General features: G+C 59.3%; 22 protein-coding genes. 15 read left to right on the top strand and 7 right to left on the bottom strand.

The window, feature by feature from the left end; translation table 11 throughout:
- Positions 1-49: 49 nt before the first annotated feature.
- Positions 50-2,893, bottom strand: a complete 2,844-nt coding sequence (gene rapA / locus BLO50_RS01970; RefSeq protein ID WP_090248304.1) for an RNA polymerase-associated protein RapA — start codon at positions 2,891-2,893, stop codon at positions 50-52.
- Between the two features lie 174 nt (positions 2,894-3,067).
- On the opposite strand from rapA, the gene BLO50_RS01965 reads away from it, so the two are divergent.
- The 4 genes from BLO50_RS01965 (at position 3,068) to ccoM (ending at position 4,442) form a co-directional block, all read left to right on the top strand.
- Positions 3,068-3,367, top strand: a complete 300-nt coding sequence (locus tag BLO50_RS01965) for an aspartate-semialdehyde dehydrogenase (RefSeq protein ID WP_090248302.1) — start codon at positions 3,068-3,070, stop codon at positions 3,365-3,367.
- A gap of 41 nt (positions 3,368-3,408) precedes the next feature.
- A complete protein-coding gene (locus tag BLO50_RS01960; protein WP_090248301.1) occupies positions 3,409-4,011 on the top strand; it encodes an alpha-ketoglutarate-dependent dioxygenase AlkB family protein in 603 nt (200 codons plus the stop codon).
- Positions 4,008-4,169, top strand: a complete 162-nt coding sequence (locus BLO50_RS21775; RefSeq protein ID WP_090248299.1) for a hypothetical protein — start codon at positions 4,008-4,010, stop codon at positions 4,167-4,169. Before BLO50_RS01960 ends, BLO50_RS21775 begins: the two co-directional genes overlap by 4 nt.
- Before the next feature lie 156 nt (positions 4,170-4,325).
- Complete coding sequence (gene ccoM / locus BLO50_RS22135; protein ID WP_275941110.1) at positions 4,326-4,442, top strand: cytochrome c oxidase subunit CcoM; 117 nt, start codon at positions 4,326-4,328, stop codon at positions 4,440-4,442.
- Between the two features lie 82 nt (positions 4,443-4,524).
- On the opposite strand, the gene glpD is transcribed toward ccoM, so the two are convergent.
- Positions 4,525-6,066, bottom strand: a complete 1,542-nt coding sequence (gene glpD / locus BLO50_RS01950) for a glycerol-3-phosphate dehydrogenase (protein ID WP_090248297.1) — start codon at positions 6,064-6,066, stop codon at positions 4,525-4,527.
- A 165-nt stretch (positions 6,067-6,231) separates the two neighbouring features.
- On the bottom strand, positions 6,232-6,990 hold the full coding sequence (locus BLO50_RS01945) for a DeoR family transcriptional regulator (protein WP_090248296.1): 759 nt from the start codon (positions 6,988-6,990) through the stop codon (positions 6,232-6,234).
- Positions 6,991-7,158: 168 nt separating this feature from the next.
- Between BLO50_RS01945 and ybaK the strand changes: the two genes are divergently transcribed.
- The 4 genes from ybaK to BLO50_RS01925 all read left to right on the top strand — a co-directional run bounded on the left by ybaK (position 7,159) and on the right by BLO50_RS01925 (position 10,906).
- On the top strand, positions 7,159-7,629 hold the full coding sequence (ybaK, locus tag BLO50_RS01940) for a Cys-tRNA(Pro) deacylase (RefSeq protein ID WP_090248294.1): 471 nt from the start codon (positions 7,159-7,161) through the stop codon (positions 7,627-7,629).
- A 37-nt stretch (positions 7,630-7,666) separates the two neighbouring features.
- Entirely contained in the window at positions 7,667-9,154 is a 1,488-nt protein-coding gene (gene glpK, locus BLO50_RS01935) for a glycerol kinase GlpK (protein ID WP_090248293.1), read from the top strand.
- Positions 9,155-9,199: 45 nt separating this feature from the next.
- Positions 9,200-9,976, top strand: a complete 777-nt coding sequence (locus tag BLO50_RS01930; protein WP_090248292.1) for a substrate-binding periplasmic protein — start codon at positions 9,200-9,202, stop codon at positions 9,974-9,976.
- A gap of 129 nt (positions 9,977-10,105) precedes the next feature.
- Complete coding sequence (locus tag BLO50_RS01925; protein WP_090248290.1) at positions 10,106-10,906, top strand: PhzF family phenazine biosynthesis protein; 801 nt, start codon at positions 10,106-10,108, stop codon at positions 10,904-10,906.
- 1 nt (position 10,907) lies between these two features.
- Here the strand turns inward: BLO50_RS01925 and BLO50_RS01920 are convergent, their stop codons facing one another.
- Together BLO50_RS01920 and argF are read right to left on the bottom strand one after the other, a co-directional pair.
- Positions 10,908-12,014, bottom strand: a complete 1,107-nt coding sequence (locus BLO50_RS01920; RefSeq protein ID WP_090248289.1) for an ABC transporter ATP-binding protein — start codon at positions 12,012-12,014, stop codon at positions 10,908-10,910.
- Positions 12,011-12,931 carry an ornithine carbamoyltransferase gene (argF, locus tag BLO50_RS01915; protein ID WP_090248288.1) on the bottom strand — a complete coding sequence of 307 codons (921 nt, stop codon included), beginning with the start codon at positions 12,929-12,931 and terminating at the stop codon, positions 12,011-12,013. Before argF ends, BLO50_RS01920 begins: the two co-directional genes overlap by 4 nt.
- Positions 12,932-13,239: 308 nt before the next feature.
- Between argF and BLO50_RS01910 the strand changes: the two genes are divergently transcribed.
- Both BLO50_RS01910 and grxD read left to right on the top strand, forming a co-directional pair.
- Positions 13,240-15,348 (top strand): molybdopterin oxidoreductase family protein, encoded by a 2,109-nt coding sequence (locus BLO50_RS01910; protein ID WP_090248286.1) that lies wholly within the window; start codon positions 13,240-13,242, stop codon positions 15,346-15,348.
- A gap of 120 nt (positions 15,349-15,468) precedes the next feature.
- Positions 15,469-15,795 carry a Grx4 family monothiol glutaredoxin gene (gene grxD / locus BLO50_RS01905; RefSeq protein WP_090248284.1) on the top strand — a complete coding sequence of 109 codons (327 nt, stop codon included), beginning with the start codon at positions 15,469-15,471 and terminating at the stop codon, positions 15,793-15,795.
- A gap of 70 nt (positions 15,796-15,865) precedes the next feature.
- Here grxD and bfr read toward each other — a convergent pair whose 3' ends face one another.
- Positions 15,866-16,336, bottom strand: coding sequence for a bacterioferritin (gene bfr, locus BLO50_RS01900; RefSeq protein ID WP_090248283.1), 471 nt, complete (start codon positions 16,334-16,336; stop codon positions 15,866-15,868).
- A 194-nt stretch (positions 16,337-16,530) separates the two neighbouring features.
- On the bottom strand, positions 16,531-16,749 hold the full coding sequence (locus BLO50_RS01895; RefSeq protein ID WP_090248281.1) for a bacterioferritin-associated ferredoxin: 219 nt from the start codon (positions 16,747-16,749) through the stop codon (positions 16,531-16,533).
- 378 nt (positions 16,750-17,127) lie between these two features.
- Here BLO50_RS01895 and flgB point away from each other — a divergent pair, with 378 nt between their 5' ends.
- From flgB to BLO50_RS01870, 5 genes are all read left to right on the top strand, one after another.
- A complete protein-coding gene (gene flgB, locus BLO50_RS01890; protein WP_090248280.1) occupies positions 17,128-17,535 on the top strand; it encodes a flagellar basal body rod protein FlgB in 408 nt (135 codons plus the stop codon).
- A 15-nt stretch (positions 17,536-17,550) separates the two neighbouring features.
- Positions 17,551-17,994, top strand: a complete 444-nt coding sequence (gene flgC, locus BLO50_RS01885) for a flagellar basal body rod protein FlgC (RefSeq protein ID WP_090248278.1) — start codon at positions 17,551-17,553, stop codon at positions 17,992-17,994.
- 25 nt (positions 17,995-18,019) lie between these two features.
- The gene (gene flgD, locus BLO50_RS01880; protein WP_090248277.1) at positions 18,020-18,688 is read left to right on the top strand and encodes a flagellar hook assembly protein FlgD; all 669 of its coding nucleotides are present in this window, start codon (positions 18,020-18,022) and stop codon (positions 18,686-18,688) included.
- A 54-nt stretch (positions 18,689-18,742) separates the two neighbouring features.
- On the top strand, positions 18,743-20,146 hold the full coding sequence (flgE, locus tag BLO50_RS01875; RefSeq protein WP_090248275.1) for a flagellar hook protein FlgE: 1,404 nt from the start codon (positions 18,743-18,745) through the stop codon (positions 20,144-20,146).
- A gap of 206 nt (positions 20,147-20,352) precedes the next feature.
- Positions 20,353-21,093, top strand: coding sequence for a flagellar basal body rod protein FlgF (locus BLO50_RS01870; protein ID WP_090248274.1), 741 nt, complete (start codon positions 20,353-20,355; stop codon positions 21,091-21,093).
- Positions 21,094-21,126 lie beyond the last annotated feature (33 nt).

Below are 21,126 nucleotides of genomic sequence, written 5' to 3'. Positions count from 1 at the left end.
CCCAAAAAAAAAGGCCCGCATCTGCGGGCCTTTTGTTTTCTCGGCGAAATTAACCGGCAACCAAGACGCGTATGGCTTCCAAACGCAACGCCGCCTTGTCGAGCATGGCCAGGCCTTGCTCGCGCAGCTGGCGCAGGGCGTTGAGTTCGCTGTCTCGCACGCTGGGGTTGACCGCTTGCAGGGCGATCAGGCGCGCCAGCTCTTCATCGGTTTCGGCGGCCAGGCGACGCTTGGCTTCGTCGACGCGCGCTGTGTGGCGTTCAGCGACCTTGCCTTCGCCGGCGTTGATCAGCGGGTTGAGGCTGTCGCGCTGGGCCTGGACGAACTTGTTGGCACTGGCGCGTGGCACGGTTTCCAGCTGCTCGTTGAGCTTCTCGAACGAGACCTTGGCCGCCAGGTCGTTACCGTTGGCATCGAGCAGGCAGCGCAGGGCGATCGGCGGCAGGTAGCGGCCCAGTTGCAGGGTGCGCGGCGCTACCACTTCGCTAACATACAGCAGTTCCAGCAACACGGTGCCGGGTTTCAGCGCCTTGTTCTTGATCAGCGCCACGCCGGTATTGCCCATCGAGCCGGAGCGCACCAGGTCCATGCCGCCTTGCACCATGGGGTGTTCCCAGGTGAGGAACTGCATGTCTTCGCGGGCCAGGGCCAGGTCGCGGTCATAGGTGATGGTCACGCCTTCGTCGTCGCCGAGGGGGAAGCTGGCATCCAACATCTTCTCGCTGGGGCGCAGGATCAGCGCGTTGTCGGAATGGTCTTCGCTGTCGATACCAAAGGCGTCGAACAACTGCTCCATATAGATCGGCAGCGCGAACTGGTCATCCTGCTCGAGGATCGCCTCAACCAATGACTCGCCTTCGCCAGCACCGCCGGAGTTGAGTTCCAGCAGGCGGTCGCGTCCAGCGTGCAACTCACCTTCCAGGCGAATGCGCTCAGCTTTGGCGTCATCAACCAGCGCTTGCCATTCACCGTCGTCGCCGCTTTCCAGCAGCGGCAGCAGGCGGCTGCCGAACTGGTGCTGCAGGGCGTTACCGGTCGGGCAGGTGGCGAGGAAGGCGTTCAGTGCCTGGTGATACCACTGGAATAGGCGTTCTTGCGGGCTGTTTTCCAGGTACGGCACATGCAGCTGGATACGGTGCTTCTGACCGATCCGGTCGAGGCGGCCGATGCGCTGCTCAAGCAAATCAGGGTGAGCCGGCAGGTCGAACAGCACCAGGTGGTGGGCAAACTGGAAGTTACGACCTTCCGAGCCGATTTCCGAGCAGATCAGCACCTGGGCACCGAACTCTTCGTCGGCAAAATAGGCCGCTGCGCGGTCGCGTTCCAGGATGCTCATGCCTTCATGGAACACCGTAGCCGGGATGCCTTTGCGCACTCGCAGGGCGTCTTCCAGGTCCATGGCGGTCTCGGCATGGGCACAGATCACCAGCACCTTGAATTTTTTGAGCATCTTAAGAGTGTCGATCAACCACTCGACGCGCGGGTCGAATTTCCACCAACGCTGCTCTTCATCGACATCCGGCTGCGCCTGGTAGCTGACTTCCGGGTACAGGTCAGCGTGCTCGCCAATCGGCAGCTCCATATATTCATCGGGGCTGGCCAACGGGTAGGGGTGCACTTCACGGTCCGGAAAACCCTGCACGGCGGCGCGGGTGTTACGGAACAACAGGCGACCGGTGCCATGGCGATCCAGCAACTCGCGCACCAGGCGCGCGGAGGCTTCGCTGTCACCGGCGTTGACCGCAGCCAGCAGCTCTTCACCGCCGGCGCCGAGGAAATCATGAATGGTTTTGTGTGCGGCATCCGACAAGCGGCCCTGGTCGAGCAGTTCCTGCACGGCTTCGGCAATCGGCTTGTAGTGCTCACTTTCGGCGCGGAAGGCGGCCAGATCATGGAAGCGGTTCGGGTCGAGCAGGCGCAGGCGGGCAAAGTGGCTGTCCTGACCGAGCTGTTCCGGGGTCGCGGTGAGCAGCAGCACGCCCGGGATGACCTGAGCCAGCTGTTCGACCAGGGCGTACTCGGGGCTAGCATGTTCCGGATGCCAAACCAGGTGGTGCGCTTCGTCGACCACCATCAGGTCCCAGCCGGCGGCAAACAGCGCATCCTGGGCCTTTTCGTCCTCGCACAGCCATTCCAGCGCGACCAAGGCCAGCTGGCAGTCTTCAAACGGGTTGCTGGCATCGCTTTCGATAAAGCGCTCTTCATCGAACAGCGCAACATCCAGGTTGAAGCGTCGGCGCATTTCCACCAGCCACTGGTGCTGGAGGTTTTCCGGTACCAGGATCAGCACCCGGCTGGCGCGCCCGGAGAGCAGCTGACGGTGAATCACCAGGCCGGCTTCGATGGTCTTGCCCAGGCCCACTTCGTCGGCCAGCAATACGCGCGGGGCGATGCGGTCGGCGACTTCGCGGGCGATGTGCAGCTGGTGCGCAATCGGTTGCGCGCGCACGCCGCCCAGGCCCCAGAGGCTGGATTGCAATTGGCGGCTGGTGTAATCGAGGGTGTGGTAGCGCAGGGCGAACCAGGGCAGCGGGTCGATTTGCCCGGCAAACAGACGATCACTGGCTAGGCGGAACTGGATAAAGTTCGACAACTGGGTTTCCGGCAGGGTAACGCTTTCATGCTGCGCGTTGAGGCCGTGATAGACCAGCAGGCCGTCGATGTCGTCGACTTCCTGTACGGTCAGTTTCCAGCCTTCGAAGTGGGTGATTTCATCGCCCGGCGAAAAGCGTACGCGGGTCAACGGCGCATTGCGCAGGGCGTACTGGCGGGTTTCGCCAGTGGCCGGGTAGAGCACGGTAAGCATGCGGCCGTCCTGCATCAGAACGGTTCCCAGCCCCAGCTCCGCTTCGCTGTCACTGATCCAGCGTTGCCCCGGTTCATACTGCGCCATGCTTGTCTCCCGCGTGAAAAAGCCGACTATGTTAACGCAGCGTCGGGCCATGGCCAAAGGCGCATTGCTACGCATCGGGCACTTTGTGTGATTAGGTTGATCAAAAGTGTAGCGAGGCAAGGCTCAAGTCGCGGCTTGGCTGGCCGACAGTCTGACCAAAGGAGGGCTAAATAGATGCTGCCGCCGATCCCCCACAGTCTGGTTCCGGTTACCGTCCAGCAGGACGTGGTCAAGCCGCGCCCGGAAATCCCGCCGGTTACAGCCTCTGCGGAAAGCTCCAAGGAAAGTGGCGTGAGCCTGGATAAACGCCATCCGCAGGAAGCGGAAATGCTGTTGCGCGAAGAGCAGCGCCGTCGCCAGCGCCGTCATGGCTACACCCCGGAAGAACTGGCCGAAGGTGAAGTGGCCGAGGCCGATGAGGCGGTGGTCAGTGAACTGCCACGTCAGGGTTTGTGGGTGGATGTGGAAGTCTGAGCTGGGCACACTAGGTGTTCCGCCCGTTCGAGTTTTGTTCCGTGGATCTATTTGCCGACAGCCCGTTGCAGTTGCCTGATGCTGACTTGCAGTTGCACGCGAGCTGGCTTGATGCAGCCACCGCCGATCATTGGCTGGCCGAGTTGAGTGCGCAGACGCCCTGGCAGCAGCCGCAGGTGCAGATATATGGGCGGCAACTGCCGGTGCCGCGATTAGTGGCTTGGTACGGTGACGACGAGGCCAGTTATCGCTATTCCGGGTTGACCCATCAGCCGTTGCCCTGGACGCCGCTGCTGGCGCAGATTCGTGCGCAGGTGGAGCGGGCCGTGGGGCAACCACTGAATGGCGTGTTGCTCAATTATTACCGTGATGGGCAGGACTCCATGGGCTGGCACAGTGATGATGAGGCTGAGTTGGGCGCCAACCCGCTAATCGCCTCGCTGAATCTGGGTGGCACCCGGCGCTTTGATCTGCGCCGAAAAGGGCAGAGCCGCATCGAACACTCATTGCCGCTGCCGCATGGTTCGCTGCTGGTCATGCGCGGGCCAACCCAGCATTATTGGCAGCATCAAGTGGCGAAGACGCGCAGCGCCTGCGCGCCACGCCTGAACCTGACCTTTCGTTTGATCAAGCCGAGACCATGAGCAAAGACGACAAGCTGATTGATTTCGCCGCCGAGCGCGACAAGCGCATCCATGACCTGCGCGACAAGAAACTCAATGAAATGCGCGATGCCTTCGAACAGGCCCTGCCGCTGCCCAAAGGCAAGAAAAAGCCCAAGGGCAAACCGAAAAAGCCTTGAAACTGTTCTGGCATAGGCTGATTTGTTGATCTGGATCAGCTAATCAAAGCCTCATCCCGCCAGCGCCCGCCGCTTGTTGATCTGGATCAATAGCGCCCCTGCCGCCCCTGTTAATTTGAAGCCATACCCACACAGGCTTCACAGCAGGAGGCAACCATGTTTATCGATGTCGTAGTTCTCGCCGGTATCGGCACCGTCGGTCTGATGGTCGCCTTCTTCGCCGGTGTCGGTTATTTCATCTGGCAGGATTCGCACAAGCGCAAGCAGGGCTGATTCTGCTGTCAGGGGCACGCAAGGCAATTTGGGCGACTTCGGTCGCCCTTTTTTATGGCCTCAGACTTATCGGCGCATGTGCTCAGGCGGCGTGCGCATCTTCTGGGCTGCGCGGTGATTCGATGCGCAGGTAGCTGTCGAGTTTGGCTTGCTGCGCCGGGGTGGTGAACAGGCCGAGTTTGCTGCGGCGCCAGAGAATATCGTCCGCCTGCATGGCCCATTCTTCCTGGCACAGGTAGTCGACTTCACGGGTGTACAGGCCGCCGCCCAGGTGTTCGCCCAGGTCACTGAGGTTGCTCACGCCTTTGAGCATCAACCAGCTGCGGCTGCCGTAGCTGCTGGCCCAGCGCCGCGCCAGTGAGGTGGGCAGCCAGCCAAAGCGGGCGCACAGGGCTTCAATCAGTGCGCTCTGACTGTCCATTTGTTCGGCGCCGGGCAGCAGGCTGCTGGCGGTCCAACTTGGACCCATCTTGGGGAAGAAGGGCGCCAGTTGCGCCAGCGCCGATTCGGCAAGCTTGCGGTAAGTGGTGAGCTTGCCGCCGAACACCGATAGCAACGGCGCTTCGCCGGGATGAGCGGAGAGCGATAGGGTGTAGTCACGGGTGACTGCCGATGGGTCGTCCGATTCGTCATCACACAGCGGCCGCACGCCGGCATAGGTGTGCAGGATGTCGCTGCGCTGCAGCTGCTTCTTGAAGTGGGCGTTGACCACGTTCAGCAGGTAGTCGGTTTCTTCCTCGCTGATCGCCACTTTGGCTGGGTCGCCCTGGTATTCGCGGTCTGTGGTGCCGATCAGGGTGAAACGCTCCTGATAGGGGATGGCAAAGACGATGCGGCGGTCCTCGTTTTGCAGGATGTAGGCCTGCTCGCCTTCGAACAACTGCGGCACCACGATATGGCTGCCTTGAATCAGGCGGATGCCGTAAGGCGATTCCTGTTTCAGATCCTCGCGGATAAACCGCGCGACCCAAGGGCCGGCAGCATTGACCAGAGCGCGGGCGCGGATTGAAAACAGGCTACCGTCGCTGCGTTCCAGGTGGATATGCCACAGGCCCTTGCTGCGCCGCGCACTGACGCAACGGGTGCGACTGTGCACGTGAGCGCCTTGCTCGCGGGCTGCCATGGCGTTGAGTACCACCAGGCGGGCGTCATCAACCCAGCAATCGGAATACTCGAAACCGCGGCTGATCTCGCTTTTCAACGGGCTGCCGGCGCCAAAGCGTAGGCTACGCGAGCCTGCCAGTTGCTCGCGCTTGCCCAGATGATCATAGAGAAACAGCCCGGCACGGATCATCCAGGCCGGGCGCAGGTGCGGGCGGTGGGGGAGGATAAAACGCATAGGTTTGACGATATGTGGGGCTTTGCTCAGCAACACCTCGCGCTCGGCTAGCGCTTCGCGCACCAGGCGGAATTCATAGTGTTCCAGGTAGCGCAGGCCGCCATGGATCAGTTTGCTGCTGGCCGACGAGGTGTGTTGCGCCAGGTCGTCTTTTTCGCAAAGGAACACGGACAAACCGCGCCCGGCTGCATCGGCGGCAATCCCGACACCATTGATACCGCCGCCGATCACGGCAAGGTCATAGACTTCAGCGAGTGGAGTGTTGCTGGCGGGACGAGTAGGCATGGCGGCACCGAAAGTCAGTATTGAACTTTAAATGTTCACTTTCGAAAATATGCTAGTCGAATATGCACGGCTTCGCCACCCCGAAGTGCGCTTTCGCTCTCAGCGGTTGTGAGGAATTGGTAACGGGATACCAGCCAGGCAGCTGCCAGGCGAGTGCTGGCGGTCTTACACCAGGTCGAGGTGTACTTTGTGCTCGGTCAGCAGGCGGTTTATGGCTGCGGACGGCGCGGCATCGGTGAACACCCGATCGACCAGGGCAACCGAGCCCAGACGCACGACTGCGTTGCGGCCGAACTTGCTGGAGTCGACGGCCAGAAAGACCTGGCGCGCATTGCTGATAATCGCCTGGGAGACCCGCACTTCCTGGTAGTCGAAGTCGAGCAGGCTGCCGTCTTCATCGATGCCACTGATGCCGACCAGGGCGAAATCGACCTTGAACTGTTGGATAAAATCCACCGCTGCCTGGCCGACGATGCCGCCGTCGCTGCGCACCGTACCGCCGGCCAGCAGCACTTCGAAGTCGGCCTTGGCGCTGAGCTGGGCCGCTACATGCAGGTTGTTGGTGATGATCTTCAGGCCCTTGTGGCCGAGCAGCTCACGGGCAATGGCTTCGGTGGTGGTACCAATGTTGATGAAGAGCGAGGCGTGGTTGGGAATCTGTGCGGCAATGGCGGCAGCGATGCGTTGCTTTTCATCGCGCATCTGCCCGGCGCGCATGCTGTAGGCGGTGTTCTGCGTACTGGAGCTTTCACTGGCTGCTCCGCCGTGGGTGCGGCGCAGCAGGCCTTGTTCAGCAAGCTGATTGATGTCGCGGCGAATGGTCTGCGGGGTGACGGCAAACGCCTGGGCCAACTCGTCGATGCTGACATAGCCGCGTTCGCGGGCGAGTTCGAGAATGTCGTGTTGGCGTGGCGGCAGGGTCATGAAAACTCCTTGAAAGTGCGCGCCATTATAGGCTGCCGCGCGGATTTTATGGCCTGCCGTCCGTAGCGGCCACCCTTCGGGACGTTGCTACGCGACGTTAAAAACTGCTCCCGGCAGTTTTTTCGGCTAAGGTACGCCAACTTTGTCAGATTGTTTTCACATTCGAACATGACCCCCGCTATCGATCTGCTGAAAAAGGCTAAAGCTGCGCACCAGGTGCACAGTTATCACCACGATCCCAAGGCGGCTTCTTATGGCCTGGAAGCTGCAGAAAAGCTGAGCCTTGAGCCTGCCCAAGTGTTCAAGACGCTGCTGGCCGCTACTGAGAAGGGCGAGTTGCTGGTGGCGGTGGTGCCGGTGGCCGGTACGCTTGACCTGAAAGCCCTGGCGCAGGCCGCCGGGGTGAAGAAAGCCGATATGTCCGACCCCGCTGCAGCACAGCGCGCTACCGGTTACCTGCTCGGCGGCATCAGCCCGCTGGGGCAGAAGAAGCGCCTGCGTACTTTTATCGATGAATCGGCGCAGCAGTTTCCCAGCATTTATGTCAGTGCCGGACGGCGCGGACTGGAGGTGCAGCTGGAAGCTACTGTGCTGGCCCAGCTGACGCAGGCAATCTTTGCACCAATTGGTCGCGGCTAGCAGCCGCTTTACAGCCTATAAAAATAAGGAAATCTGCATGTCTCATTACCTGCTTGCCATCGACCAAGGCACCACCAGCAGCCGGGCAATTGTCTTCAGTGCCCAAGGGCTGCCCGTGGCGCGTGCGCAGCAGGAGTTCAAGCAATACTTCCCGCAGGATGGCTGGGTTGAACATGACGGCGAAGAGCTGTGGCTGAGTACTCTCAAGGTCTGCCGTGAGGCGCTCAAGCAGAGCGGTTTGAGTGCCAGTGATGTGGCGGCTATCGGCATCACCAATCAGCGTGAAACCACCTTGGTGTGGGATGCGCAGACCGGCACACCGATCCATCCGGCTATTGTCTGGCAAGACCGCCGTACCGCTGACTATTGCGCCGAGCTGAAAGACGCCGGGCATGAAGCCGCGGTAGCGGCCAAGACCGGGCTGCTGATTGATCCGTATTTCTCGGCCACCAAGCTGCGCTGGATTCTGCATAAAGTGCCCGGCGCCCGTGAGCGCGCCGAACGTGGCGAGCTGCGCTTTGGCACCGTGGATTCCTTTTTGCTGTGGCGCCTGACCGGTGGCAAATCGCACAAGACTGATGCCAGCAACGCCTCGCGTACCCTGCTGTTCAATATCCACACCCAGCAGTGGGATGAAGAGCTGCTCAAGCTGTTCGAGATTCCCGCCAGCCTGCTGCCGGAGGTGCTCGATTGCGCTGCCGACTTTGGCATTACCGACGCCAATCTGCTCGGCGCCGCCATTCCGGTGCTGGGCATGGCCGGTGATCAGCAGGCAGCCCTGATCGGTCAAGCGTGCTTCGAGCCAGGTATGGTCAAAAGCACCTATGGCACCGGCTGTTTCATGATCCAGAACACCGGTAGCACCCCGGTGATCTCGAAAAACCGCCTGCTCACCACGGTTGGCTATCGCCTGAATGGCCAGGTCACCTATGCAGTGGAGGGCAGCATCTTTGTCGCTGGCGCTGCTGTGCAGTGGTTGCGCGATGGCATCAAGCTGATCAGCCATGCCCGCGATACCGAAGCCATGGCCGAGCAGACCGGCGATGCTTGCGGCGTTTACCTGGTGCCAGCCTTCACCGGCCTGGGCGCACCGTACTGGGATCCGAAAGCCCGTGGGGCAATCTTCGGCTTGACCCGCGATACCGGGATCAAGGAAATCGTTACCGCCGGCTTGCAGTCAGTGTGCTATCAGACCCGTGACCTGCTTGAAGCCATGCGCCAGGACGGCGCAGCTGAGCCGAGTGCGCTGCGGGTCGATGGCGGTATGGTGGAAAACAACTGGGTCATGCAGTTTCTTGCCGACATCCTGGGGGTGCCGGTGGAACGTCCGGAAGTGACGGAAACCACTGCGCTTGGCGTTGCCTATCTGGCCGGCCTGCAAGCCGGGCTTTACAAAGACCTGGCGAGCATTGCCCGGCATTGGCACCGTCAGCAGCGGTTCGATCCGCGCATGGCGGACAGTCATCGCAGCAAACTCTATGACGGGTGGCTGGATGCGGTGAAAAGGGTGCGCAGCGAAGGCTGAGGATGGTAAAACTCGCTGCAAGCTTATTGGTCTTTGGAGCCCTGCATGTCGATATGCCGTCAGCTGGTTGCTCGTGGATTGTTGTTGACGCTGCTGGGCGTAGCCGGCTGGGCGCGGGCCGAGACGCTGGTGATCGCCGGGGATATCTGGTGCCCGGTGAATTGCCAGCCAGGTGCCGAGCGGCCAGGCATCTTTGTTGAGCTGGCGCGGGAGATCTTTGCCGAAGCCGGTATCGAGGTGCAGTACCAGGCGCTGAACTGGGCGCGTACTCTGCAACAGGTGCGCCGCGGGGAGCTGAATGCGGCCATCGGCGCGGGAGTTGAGGATGCGCCGGATTTTCTTTTTGGTTCTACCCCCGTTGCGTCGTCGCGTAGTTGTTTTTTTACCTTGCCGGACTCCACCTGGCACTTTAGCGGTACTGAATCACTCGCCGAGCAACGCCTGGGAGTCATCAATGACTACAGCTATGGCGATGAACTGAACACCTATATCGCCTTGTACCACGGTGACAGCGAGCGCATCCAGATTGCCGCCGGTGATAAGGCATTGGCCTTGAACATCGGCAAGCTGATGCACGGCCGAGTGGATGTAGTGCTGGAAAACGCCTGGGTGATGCAGGCCATGCTGGCCAGTCAGGGGCAGGCGGGAGGCTTGCGTGAGGCCGGATGCCGCGCTCCGGATGTGCCGATCTACCTGGCGTTCTCCCCGACACTGGAAAGCAGTCCACGCTATGTCGCGTTGTTTGAGCAGGGTGTGCAGCGTTATCGGGCCAATGGTCGTTTGCAAGCTTTACTGGCGGCGTATGGGGTGCAGGGCCCCTGACCATGGTTGTCTGCTTGCTGAGCAAGGCTTGTGGGCGCGCTGTATGGCTGTAATTGGCCGCCGCTGTAGCGGTCATGTCGAGTCTGTTTTCGGCATGCTTTAACGCACGAAGAATCCGGAGTGCGTCCCATGCAGCTTGAATTTCACCAAGTCGATGCCTTTGCCTCGCAACCGTTTACCGGTAACCCAGCGATGGTCTATCGCTTGGATCGTTGGCTGGACGATGCCCTGATGCAGCAGATTGCCGCCGAGCACAACCTGGCGGAAACCGCCTTTGTAGTGAAGGAAGGCGCGGCCTGGCATATACGCTGGTTTACTCCTACGGCCGAAGTGCCGCTGTGCGGCCATGCCACCTTGGCCAGTGCCCATGTGCTGTTTGAGGTCTACGGTGAGCCAGGTGATGTACTTGATTTCACCTGCTTGTCGGGTGCGCTGCGGGTCAGTCGCGCAGGCGGCATGCTGGTGCTGGATTTCCCTGTGCGCCGCGCGCAACCGTGCGACTTACACGCAGACGTTGAGCGGGTGCTGGGGTTGCCGGTGGACAGTGTGTTGGCGTTGCATGAAGGGCAGGGGATTCAGGAACTGCTAGCGGTTCTGCCGAGCGAAGCGGCGGTGCAAGCGTATAAGCCCGATCTAGCCGCTGTGGCCACGCTGCCCGGACTGGGCTTGCTGATCAGTGCGCCAGGTGAGCAGCATGACTTCGTCTCGCGCTACTTCGCCCCGTCTATCGGTATCAATGAAGACCCGGTGACTGGCTCAACCCATTGCATCCTTACGCCCTACTGGGCGCAACGCCTGGGCAAGACCCGGCTGAGTGCGTTCCAGTGTTCGGCGCGCGGCGGCGAGTTGCACTGTGAGCTGGTTGGCGAGCGGGTAAAGATTGCCGGCCAGGCGTTGTTGATTGCCAGTGGCCGGTTACTGTTGGGGTAGGTCAGCTGTCGCTGCTGTAGCGACGCACGCCCGACTCACCCAGGTTGACCTGGGCGGCGATGCTGCCGGGTGCGGGGAATACCACCAGATGGTCGGCGGCGACGCGGATGCCGACCTGCTGGCCGGGTAAGTGATCGGCGTGGCTGGGGAAGATTGATTCCAGCTGGCTGCCAGTGGGCAGTTGCAGGCGATACAGGGTCGCTGCACCGAGGAATGTCTTGCCGACGATCAGCGCCTTTTGCGTGCTGTCCGGGTCATACACGATATCGTCTGGACGCAGCAGTACGTCGACCGCACTGCCGGTTGGCCAGTTGTAGGCGCGGTTGCCGCGAATCAGACCCAGTTCAGTCTGAACAGAGTCCGGGCTAAGCAACTGGCCGCGAATAAAGTAGCCCTGGCCGATAAAGCTGGCGACAAACGGCGTCAGCGGTTCGTGGTAGAGGTTGAATGGGGTATCCCACTGCTCCAGCTTGCCTTCCTTGAACACGCCGACGTGATCGCTGACGGCAAATGCTTCTTCCTGGTCATGGGTCACTAGAATCGCGCTGGTGCCACGGGCTTTGAGAATATCGCGCACTTCATGGCTCAAGCGCCGGCGCAGCTCGCCATCCAGGTTGGAAAATGGCTCATCAAGCAGCAGTAATTGCGGTTCCGGCGCCAGGGCTCGGGCCAGGGCCACGCGTTGCTGTTGGCCGCCGGACAGTTCATGCGGGTAGCGCTTGCCGAGGTGACCAAGCTTGACCAGCTCCATCAGCTCCTGGGTAACCCGCTCGCAATTAGGTTGCTTGCGGATGCCGAAGCCTATGTTCTCCGCCACGCTCAGGTGCGGGAACAGCGCGTAATCCTGGAACACCATGCCAATCCGGCGTTTCTCCGGGGCCAAGGTAAAGCCAGCTTTGGAGATAACCTGATCGGCCAGCTGGATCTCGCCTTCCAGCACCGGCTCAAAACCGGCGATGGCGCGCAGCGTGGTGGTCTTGCCGCATCCCGAAGGGCCGAGCAGACAGCCGATATCACCGGCATTCAGATGCAGATTAAGGTTCTGTACCACCGTGTGTCCGGGGTAGCCGCAGCTCAGGTCACGTAAGTTCAGCAGGGGCTGGTTCATGCGTGGTGGTACGCCGGTTCAACCAGAAATTCGAGCAGTGCCTTTTGTACATGCAGGCGGTTTTCCGCTTGATCCCAGGCGGCCGAGCGCGGGTCGTCGAGCAAATCTTCGCTGATTTCCTCGCCACGGTGAGCCGGCAGGCAGTGCAGGAACAGCACTTCGTCGGCAGCGGCATCGAGCAGTGCACGGTTGACCTGGTAGGGCTGGAACAGCTTCAAACGTTCGGCAGCTTCGTCTTCCTGGCCCATTGAGGCCCATACGTCGGTGCTTACCAAGTGTGCGCCGGCAACCGCTTCGCGAGGGTCGCGCACGATCTGCACACGGTCGCCGGCAGCGGCGAGGAACGTGGCGTTTGGCTCATAGCCCTCGGGGCAGGCGACGCGCAGTTGGAAGTCGAACTGCATCGCCGCTTCTATATAGGAGTTGCACATGTTGTTGCCGTCGCCGATCCAGGCCACGGTCTTGCCTTTGATGCTGCCGCGATGCTCCTGATAGGTCTGCATGTCGGCCAGCAGTTGGCAGGGGTGCAGGTCATCAGACAGGCCGTTGATCACTGCGACCCGTGAGTTGGCGGCGAACTCAGTCAGGGTGCTGTGGGCGAAGGTGCGGATCATCACCGCATCGAGCATACGAGACATGACGATGGCGGCATCGCCGATCGGCTCACCACGGCCCAGTTGGGTGTCACGCGGCGACAGAAAGATGGCCTGGCCGCCGAGCTGGATCATGCCGGCTTCGAACGACAGGCGGGTGCGGGTCGAGGCCTTCTCGAAGATCATGCCCAGTACGCGATTCTTCAGCGGCTCAAAGAGTACACCGCGGTTGCGCAAGTCCTTCAGCTCCATGCCGCGGCGGATCAGGCTCACCAGTTCATCCGGTGTGCAATCCATCAGCGAGAGAAAGTGTCTTGCGCTCATCGTTAACTACCTTTTGACAGCTGGGCGCAGGTTCAATGGCCTAATTAAATAGAAGAAACGGCAGAACCTGCGGCTGGGGGGCCGCACTATGCGACGAAACGGGGAAGTCGCGATCTTATAAGCAAACGCCGATCAGGCGCAAATTGCCTGCACGGTCACAGCGACAGGGGCTGTGTGAAAGACCATCCATCGGTCGACCTGATGCCGGGCAATTCACGTAACGAACCCTGCTGGTGCAGAGGGCAGGCAGCCGCCATAGTCATGGTTTACGGTGCTGCGTGCATCGAATCAAAACAAGAGGCTCGGCCATGACCAAAACCCTCCACCACCGTGCATGCCATCTCTGTGAAGCCATTTGTGGCCTGACCATTGAGACCGAAGTGCAGGACGACGGCTCCACGCAGATCCGTTCGATCAAGGGCGATGCCCAGGACAGCTTCAGCCGTGGCCATATTTGCCCCAAGGCCGTGGCCCTGCAGGATATCCAGAGCGACCCTGACCGTCTGCGTCAGCCCATGCGCCGGGTGGGCAATGAGTGGCAAGCCATCGAATGGGATGACGCCTTTGAGTTGGTGGCCACGCGCCTGAGTGAGCTGCAGGCGCGGCACGGGCAGAACACCGTGGCGGTGTATCAGGGCAATCCGAGTGTGCATAACTACGGCCTGATGACCCACAGCAACTACTTCCTTGGCCAGCTGAAAACCCGTAACCGCTATTCCGCCACCTCGGTCGATCAGCTACCGCATCACCTGACCAGTCACCTTATGTACGGCCACGGTCTGCTGATTCCGATTCCGGACATCGACCACACCGACTTTATGTTGATCCTCGGCGGCAACCCGCTGGCGTCCAACGGCAGCATCATGACCGTACCGGATGTGGAAAAACGCTTGAAAGCCATCCAGAAGCGCGGCGGTAAATTGGTGGTGGTGGATCCACGGCGCAGCGAAACAGCAGCGATTGCCGACCAGCATGTGTTCGTGCGTCCGGGGCAAGATGCCGCGTTGCTGTTCGGTTTGCTCAATACCCTGTTTGAAGAAAACCTCGGCCGTGCCAGTCACCTGGCAGTTGATGGGCTGGATGAGGTGCGTCAGGCGATTGCCGGTTTCACCGCCGAAAGCATGAGCGTCCAATGCGGCGTGCCGGCGCAAACGATCCGCCAGTTGGCGCGCGACTTTGCCGCTGCCGAATCGGCGGTCTGCTATGGCCGCATGGGCGTTTCGACCCAGGCTTTCGGCACCCTGTGTCAGTGGCTGGTGCAGTTGATCAACCTGGTCACTGGCAATCTGGATCGCGTTGGTGGCGTACTTTGCACCGAGCCGGCCGTGGACCTGGTGGCCTCAACCTCCGGTGGGCATTTCAACCGCTGGCAGAGTCGCGTATCCGGCTTGCCGGAGTACGGCGGTGAATTGCCGGTGTCGGCTTTGGCTGAGGAAATGCTCAATGAGGGCGAAGGGCAGGTGCGTGCGCTGGTCACAGTGGCGGGCAACCCGGTGCTGTCCACGCCCAATGGTCGTCAGCTGGAGCAAGCGTTGGATGGTTTGGAGTTCATGCTCAGCGTCGACTTCTATATCAATGAAACCACCCGCTATGCCGACCTGATCCTGCCGCCGACTGGGCCGCTGGAGCATGATCACTATGACACCACGTTCAATATGTTCGCGGTGCGCAATGTCACCCGCTTCAATGAGGCGGTGCTGGCCAAACCTGTCGGCGCGCTGCATGACTGGGAAATCTTCGTCGGTCTGGCCAAGGCCTTTGCCGCCAAGACGGGCGTGGAGCTGAAACCGACCATGGCCCCCGAGCAGATGATCGATATGGGTCTGCGGTTTGGTAGTTACGGCGACAAGTCGGAACATAAACTGTCGTTGGCTGCGCTGCGTGAGCACCCGCATGGGCTCGACCTAGGGGCGCTTAAACCCAACCTGAGCGGTCGTCTGAAAACCGCCAATAAGCAGATTCAAGCGGCACCTGAGGTGATCATGGCTGATCTGCAGCGCTTTGCCGCGCAGCCTGCTGCCAAGGCGGATGAGCTGCTGCTGATTGGTCGCCGGCATGTGCGCAGTAATAATTCCTGGATGCATAACTACCACCGCTTGGTTAAAGGTAAGCCGCGCCATCAGCTGCTGATGCATCCGGTGGATTTGAGCCAGCGGGGGCTGACCGATGGCCAATTGGTGCGCGTGCGTTCGCGGGTCGGAGTCATCGAAGTGGAAGTGGCTGCCAGTGAGGACATGATGGCCGGTGTGGTCAGCCTGCCGCATGGCTGGGGGCATGCGCGCCCCGGCGTGCAGATGAGCATCGCCAGTGAACAGCCAGGTGCCAGCGCCAATGACCTGACCGATGAGCGACAACTCGACGCCTTGTCCGGTAATGCGGCGCTTAACGGTGTGCCGGTGCAGGTTGAGGCGGCCTGATCAGGCGATATTCGGCATAAGTAAAGTGGCAGGGAAGGCCGAGCATCACGCTCGGCTTTTCGTTACAATGCCGTCACCGTGCCGACCCGTGAGTCGGGAAGTTAAGTCCTGAGGTGCCCAATGGATATCATCGAAACTATCAAAGAACAGATCGGCAATAACACCGTTCTGCTGTACATGAAAGGCTCGCCGAACGCTCCACAGTGCGGCTTTTCCTCCAAAGCTGCGCAGGTTGTGATGGCCTGTGGCGAAAAATTCGCCTACGTCGACATCCTGCAAAACCCTGAAATCCGCGCCAACCTGCCGAAGTATGCCAACTGGCCAACCTTCCCACAGCTGTGGGTGGGCGGTGAACTGGTCGGCGGCAGCGACATCCTCGCGGAAATGTTTGATAAGGGTGAGCTGCAGACCCTGATCAAGGACGCCGTGCAGAAAGCCAGCGCTTAATTCGGCTGCGCCATAAACAACAAACCCCGCCAAGAGCGGGGTTTGTTGTTTATGGCGCAGTGGTTTGCGCTTATTCGTCCATCTGCGACTGCAGGTAGTTCTGCAGGCCTACGGCTTCGATCAGGCTGAGTTGGGTTTCCAGCCAGTCGATGTGGTCTTCTTCCGAGCAGAGAATTTCTTCGAGCAATTCGCGGCTGGCGTAGTCGCCGATGCTTTCGCAGTAAGCAATCGCCGCTTTCAGGTCGATATGCGCTTTGTGTTCAATCTTCAGGTCGCACTCGAGCATTTCCTTGGTGTTTTCACCGATCAGGATCTTGCCGAGGTCTTGAAGGTTTGGCAGGCCTTCGAGGAAAAGGATGCGCTTGATCAGCTTGTCCGCATGCTTCATCTCGTCGATGGACTCGTGATACTCGTGCTCACCGAGTTTCTTCAGGCCCCAGTCTTCATACATGCGTGCGTGCAGGAAGTACTGGTTGATCGCGACCAGCTCGTTACCGAGGATCTTGTTCAGATGCTGGATGACCTTCTTGTCGCCTTTCATGTCTGCGTCTGCCTTGCAGGGGGAGTTAGCGTCAAATTCTGGGCCGATGGTTTTCGGCTGTCAAACCTAAGTATTTGAATTTAAAGTTAAAATTAATATGAATACGAATGCTTAAGTTCTGCGCTTGGGCGCTAAGGTGTTGAATTTTAGGCATAAAAAACCGGACGCTAGGTCCGGTTTTTTATGCCTAAAATTCATGCGGCAACAAAGTTTGCCGGGTAGGCCATGGCCGCTTGGCTGCTTTGTACTTCGCTTAGGGTGTCGCGTACCACTTGTTTGGCCAGGCAAGCACATTTACCGCACTGGCTCGCAACACCCAGGGTGGCGCGCATGTCACGGTAGCTGCAGCAGCCTTCGTAGATGGCTTCGCGGATCTGACCGTCAGTAATACCTTCGCAGAGACACACGTACATGGTTAAGGCTCGTGGCAGGGCAGTGGCTAGTGCGAAGGATACTAATGTTAATGAGAATGCTTGTCAAAACTGTGTGTGGTTGATTGCGAATTGCCTGACGGACGGTGCAAGTGAGCGTCTGCCAGCGGGTGAGGTGATTTGCTTTGAGTCATCGCGGCCCATGTGGCAGTTAGCTGTGAGTGATCGGGCGTGCGGCAATCGACTGAGATTCGTTGCCGTCTGCTTGCCAATAGGCGGAAAGCAATTGCCGCTTTCCCACGCTCGGCGTCCCATTTATAAATTAAGTAGTTGATAAATAAGTAAAAAATAATATGGCACAGGCCTTGCTTATGGTCTTGCACGGAAAGGCGCACCACCCACCGGCAAAGGTTTTAGACCATGAGCATCAGTTTCGATCGGGCACTCGGCATCCATGAAAAAGCACTGGGCTTTCGCGCTCAGCGCGCAGAAGTGTTGGCCAACAACATCGCCAACGCGGATACGCCGAACTACAAGGCGCGTGATCTGCAGTTTGCCAATGTGCTGGCGGAGCAGAGTGCAAAGGGCCAGCGCGGCCCGGTCAGCTTGAACCGTACGGATAGCCAGCATATTGCTGCCGAGGGGGTGGCCGGCGGTGATGTCAGCCTGGAGTACCGCATTCCTTTCAGCCCGTCGATTGATCAGAACACTGTCGACCTGCAGATCGAGCAATCCAACTACGCCGAGAACTCGGTGCAGTTCCAGGCCAGCTTCACTTTCCTCAACAGTAAGTTCAAAGGGCTGGTCAACGCCCTGCGCGGCGAATAACAGGAGCCTGATGCCATGTCACTAGCCAGTGTGTTCAACATTGCCGGAACCGGTATGAGCGCTCAGAGCACTCGCCTGAATACCATCGCCAGCAACATCGCCAACGCTGAATCGGTTTCTTCAAGCATTGATCAAACCTACCGCGCGCGCCATCCGGTATTCGCCACCATGTTCCAGTCCGCGCAGAACGGCGACCGTGGCTCGCTGTTTGCCGAGCAGGATGAAGCTGGCGTAGGCGTGCAGGTGCTGGGTGTGGTCGAAGATCAAAGCAGCCTGATGCCGCGCTATGAGCCGAATCATCCGGCGGCCGATGCCGGCGGTTATGTGTACTACCCCAACGTCAATGTGGTGGAGGAGATGGCTGACATGATCTCTGCCAGCCGGGCATTCCAGACCAATACCGAAATGATGAATACCGCCAAGCAGATGATGCAGCGCGTATTGACCCTGGGTCAGTAAGCCAGCGGATAAGGAGCGCAGACCGATGAGTACTGTTGGCGATGTGACTGGTTCGGCACTGGATCAATACCAGATCAAGAGCGAAACCAAGACGAACAAAGACCTGGGCAAAAACGAGTTTCTTAACTTGCTGGTGGCCCAGTTGAATAACCAGAACCCGCTGGAGCCGCAAGGCAACGGCGAGTTTATCGCCCAGCTGGCGCAATTCAGTCAGGTGGAGGGTATTGAAAAACTCAATACCAGCATGGGTTCGCTACTCACGGGGTATCAGTCTTCCCAGGCGCTGCAGGCCTCTTCGCTGGTGGGGCGCAAGGTGATTATCCCAAGCGAAAAAGCCGTGGTTGATACCAGCGAGAGCTTTAAAGCCAGCCTGGTGCTGCCGGCGAGCAGCAGCAATGTCTACGTCAACATTTACGACAAGGCCGGTGCCGCTGTCGGGCGTGTGAACTTGGGTGAGCAGGCGGCCGGTAATGTCAGCTTTATCTGGGACGGCAAGGATGCCAGCGGCAATCTGTTGCCGCCTGGCACATACAAGTTCGAGGCGCAGGCTACCTACGCCGACGGCACTAAGGGGCTTTACACCATGCTGCCGGCTAACGTCGACAGTGTGACCCTGGGCGGCAAAGAGTTGATGTTGAACCTGGCTGGGCTCGGCAGCGTGCCAATGTCGCAAGTCCAGGTGATCGGTCAGTAACTAACAGGTTTTAGCCAGGTTATAGCCGCCGGCTGTCCGGCAAAGGAGTCTTCTATGGGTTTCAATATCGGTCTGAGCGGTCTGCGTGCCGCCACCAGCGACCTCAACGTGACCGGCAACAACATCGCCAACGCCGGTACTGCGGGTTTCAAGCAGTCACGTGCCGAGTTTGCCGATGTGTATGCAGCGTCCGTATTGGGTTCTGGTTCGAACCCGCAGGGCAGTGGCGTGTTGTTGGCGGATGTGTCGCAGCTGTTCAATCAGGGCAACATCAATTACACGCAGAATGCCCTGGACCTGGCGATCAATGGCAATGGCTTCTTTCAGACCAGCAACAACGGCGAGGTCAGCTATACCCGCGCAGGTTACTTCGGTACAGACCGCGATGGCTTTATGGTGAATAACTTTGGCTATCGGCTGCAGGGCTATACCGTTGACGCCGCTGGCAACCTGCAAAATGGTGTGGTCAGTGATCTGCGCATTGAAACGGCCAGTCAGGAGCCGCGTGCAACCGAGAGTGTCTTACAAACGTTCAACGTGAATTCGAACAATGTGCGGCCTACCAATGCGGGTCCTATGGCTGCCCCTACTTTTGATCCTGCCGATCCTTTGTCTTACAACTCGTCAACGTCGACCAACATCTATGACACTCAGGGTAATTCTCATGTAATGACGCAATATTTTGTCAAAGATGCGGCTCCTGCAAACAATAGTTGGACGATGCATATTCTGATCGATGGGGTTAATCCTCGTAACCCTTCAAGTACTCAGCCGTTTAGTTACGACCTAAATTTCGATGCTGCTGGGCAATTGTCTGTTTTCTCGGCTGGTCCTCCCGCTACACCTGCAGCTTTTACGCCGCTTGCTAGCGTGCCTCCAAATCCTTTACTTGATGCTCCTCCTATTCCTGGGGCTACTGTTAACGGCGTCATCCCATTTAATTCGGCAGACTGGGTTCCGGCTGAGCGCGACCCGGTTAGTGGCAATCTCGTTCCCAACGGAGCGAATAGTGCGGCTGCGGGATTTACTTTTGACATGCGTGGTTCAACTCAGTATGCAAGTAGTTTTGCGGTCAATAGTGTTAGCCAGGACGGTTACACCACTGGCCAGCTGGCCGGCCTGGAGATTGACGACACCGGGGTGATCTTCGCGCGCTACACCAACGGCCAGTCAAAGGTGCAGGGGCAGGTGATTTTGGCCAACTTTGCCAACGTGCAAGGCCTGACGCCGGTGGGCAAAACTGCCTGGGTGCAGTCCTTCGAGTCGGGTGAGCCGGTACGCGGAACCCCGCGCAGCGGCACCCTGGGTGCTCTGCAGTCCGGTGCCTTGGAGGACTCCAACGTCGAGCTATCGGATCAGTTGGTCAACTTGATCGTGGCGCAGCGCAACTACCAGGCCAATGCCAAGACCATTGAGACCGAAAGTGCGGTGACCCAGACCATTATCAACCTGCGTTGATAGGTGTTGCCTGCGGCAGGCGCGTGCCTGTCGCGGGCGGCAAAAGTACGCCGCGCTGGCATTTAGAAGGCTCCTTTTGGAGCCTTTTTTATTTTATAAATTACATATAAATCAAGTTCTTATATTTATTTTTCGAGTGCTGGCACAACCATTGCTTTAAAACTTGCATAGAGCAGCGGGGCGGCAAGCCCACTCGGAGAATAACCATGGACAAGATGCTGTACGTTTCCATGACTGGTGCCCACAACAACACCCTGGCCCAGCGTGCCCACGCCAACAACCTGGCGAACATCACCACCAATGGTTTCCGCCGGGATTTTGAGCAGGCGCGTTCCATGCCGATCTTTGGTGACAGTTATCCGTCGCGGGTTTACGCCATGAGCGAACGTCCGGGTACTGACTTCACTCCAGGCTCTTTGCAGGAAACCGGTCGCGATCTGGATGTGGCCGTAGGTGGTAAGGGTTGGTTGGCAGTACAGGCCCCTGACGGCAGCGAAGCCTACGTGCGCACCGCCAGCCTTAATGTCGATGCCTTGGGCGTGTTGCGTACCGGCAATGGCTTGCCGGTGATGGGCAACGCCGGGCCGATTGCGGTGCCGCCAGAGCAGAAAATCGAAATCGGCAAGGACGGCACCATCAGCATTCGTGCCTTGGGTGAGGCGCCCAATGTGTTGGCCGAGGTGGACCGTCTGAAACTGGTTAACCCAGACCTCAAGCAGATGGAGAAGGGCACTGACGGCCTCATCCGCTTCAAGGGCCAAGGCCCCGTGTTGGCGGACGCCACTACGGAAATCACCTCGGGATTTCTCGAGTCAAGCAACGTCAATGCTGTGGAAGAGATGACAGCAATTCTCTCGTTGTCACGCCAATTCGAATTGCAAGTGAAGATGATGCGCACCGCCGAAGACAATTCGTCGGCCATGGCGCGCGTCTTGCAGATGACCTAATTATCAGCACGCGGCGCCGTTAAAACGGCGCCC

This window comes from Pseudomonas peli, assembly GCF_900099645.1.
Lineage (GTDB): Bacteria > Pseudomonadota > Gammaproteobacteria > Pseudomonadales > Pseudomonadaceae > Aquipseudomonas > Aquipseudomonas peli.
The sequence above is the reverse complement of the archived record's forward strand: the minus strand, read 5'-3'. Positions and strand labels throughout refer to the sequence as shown.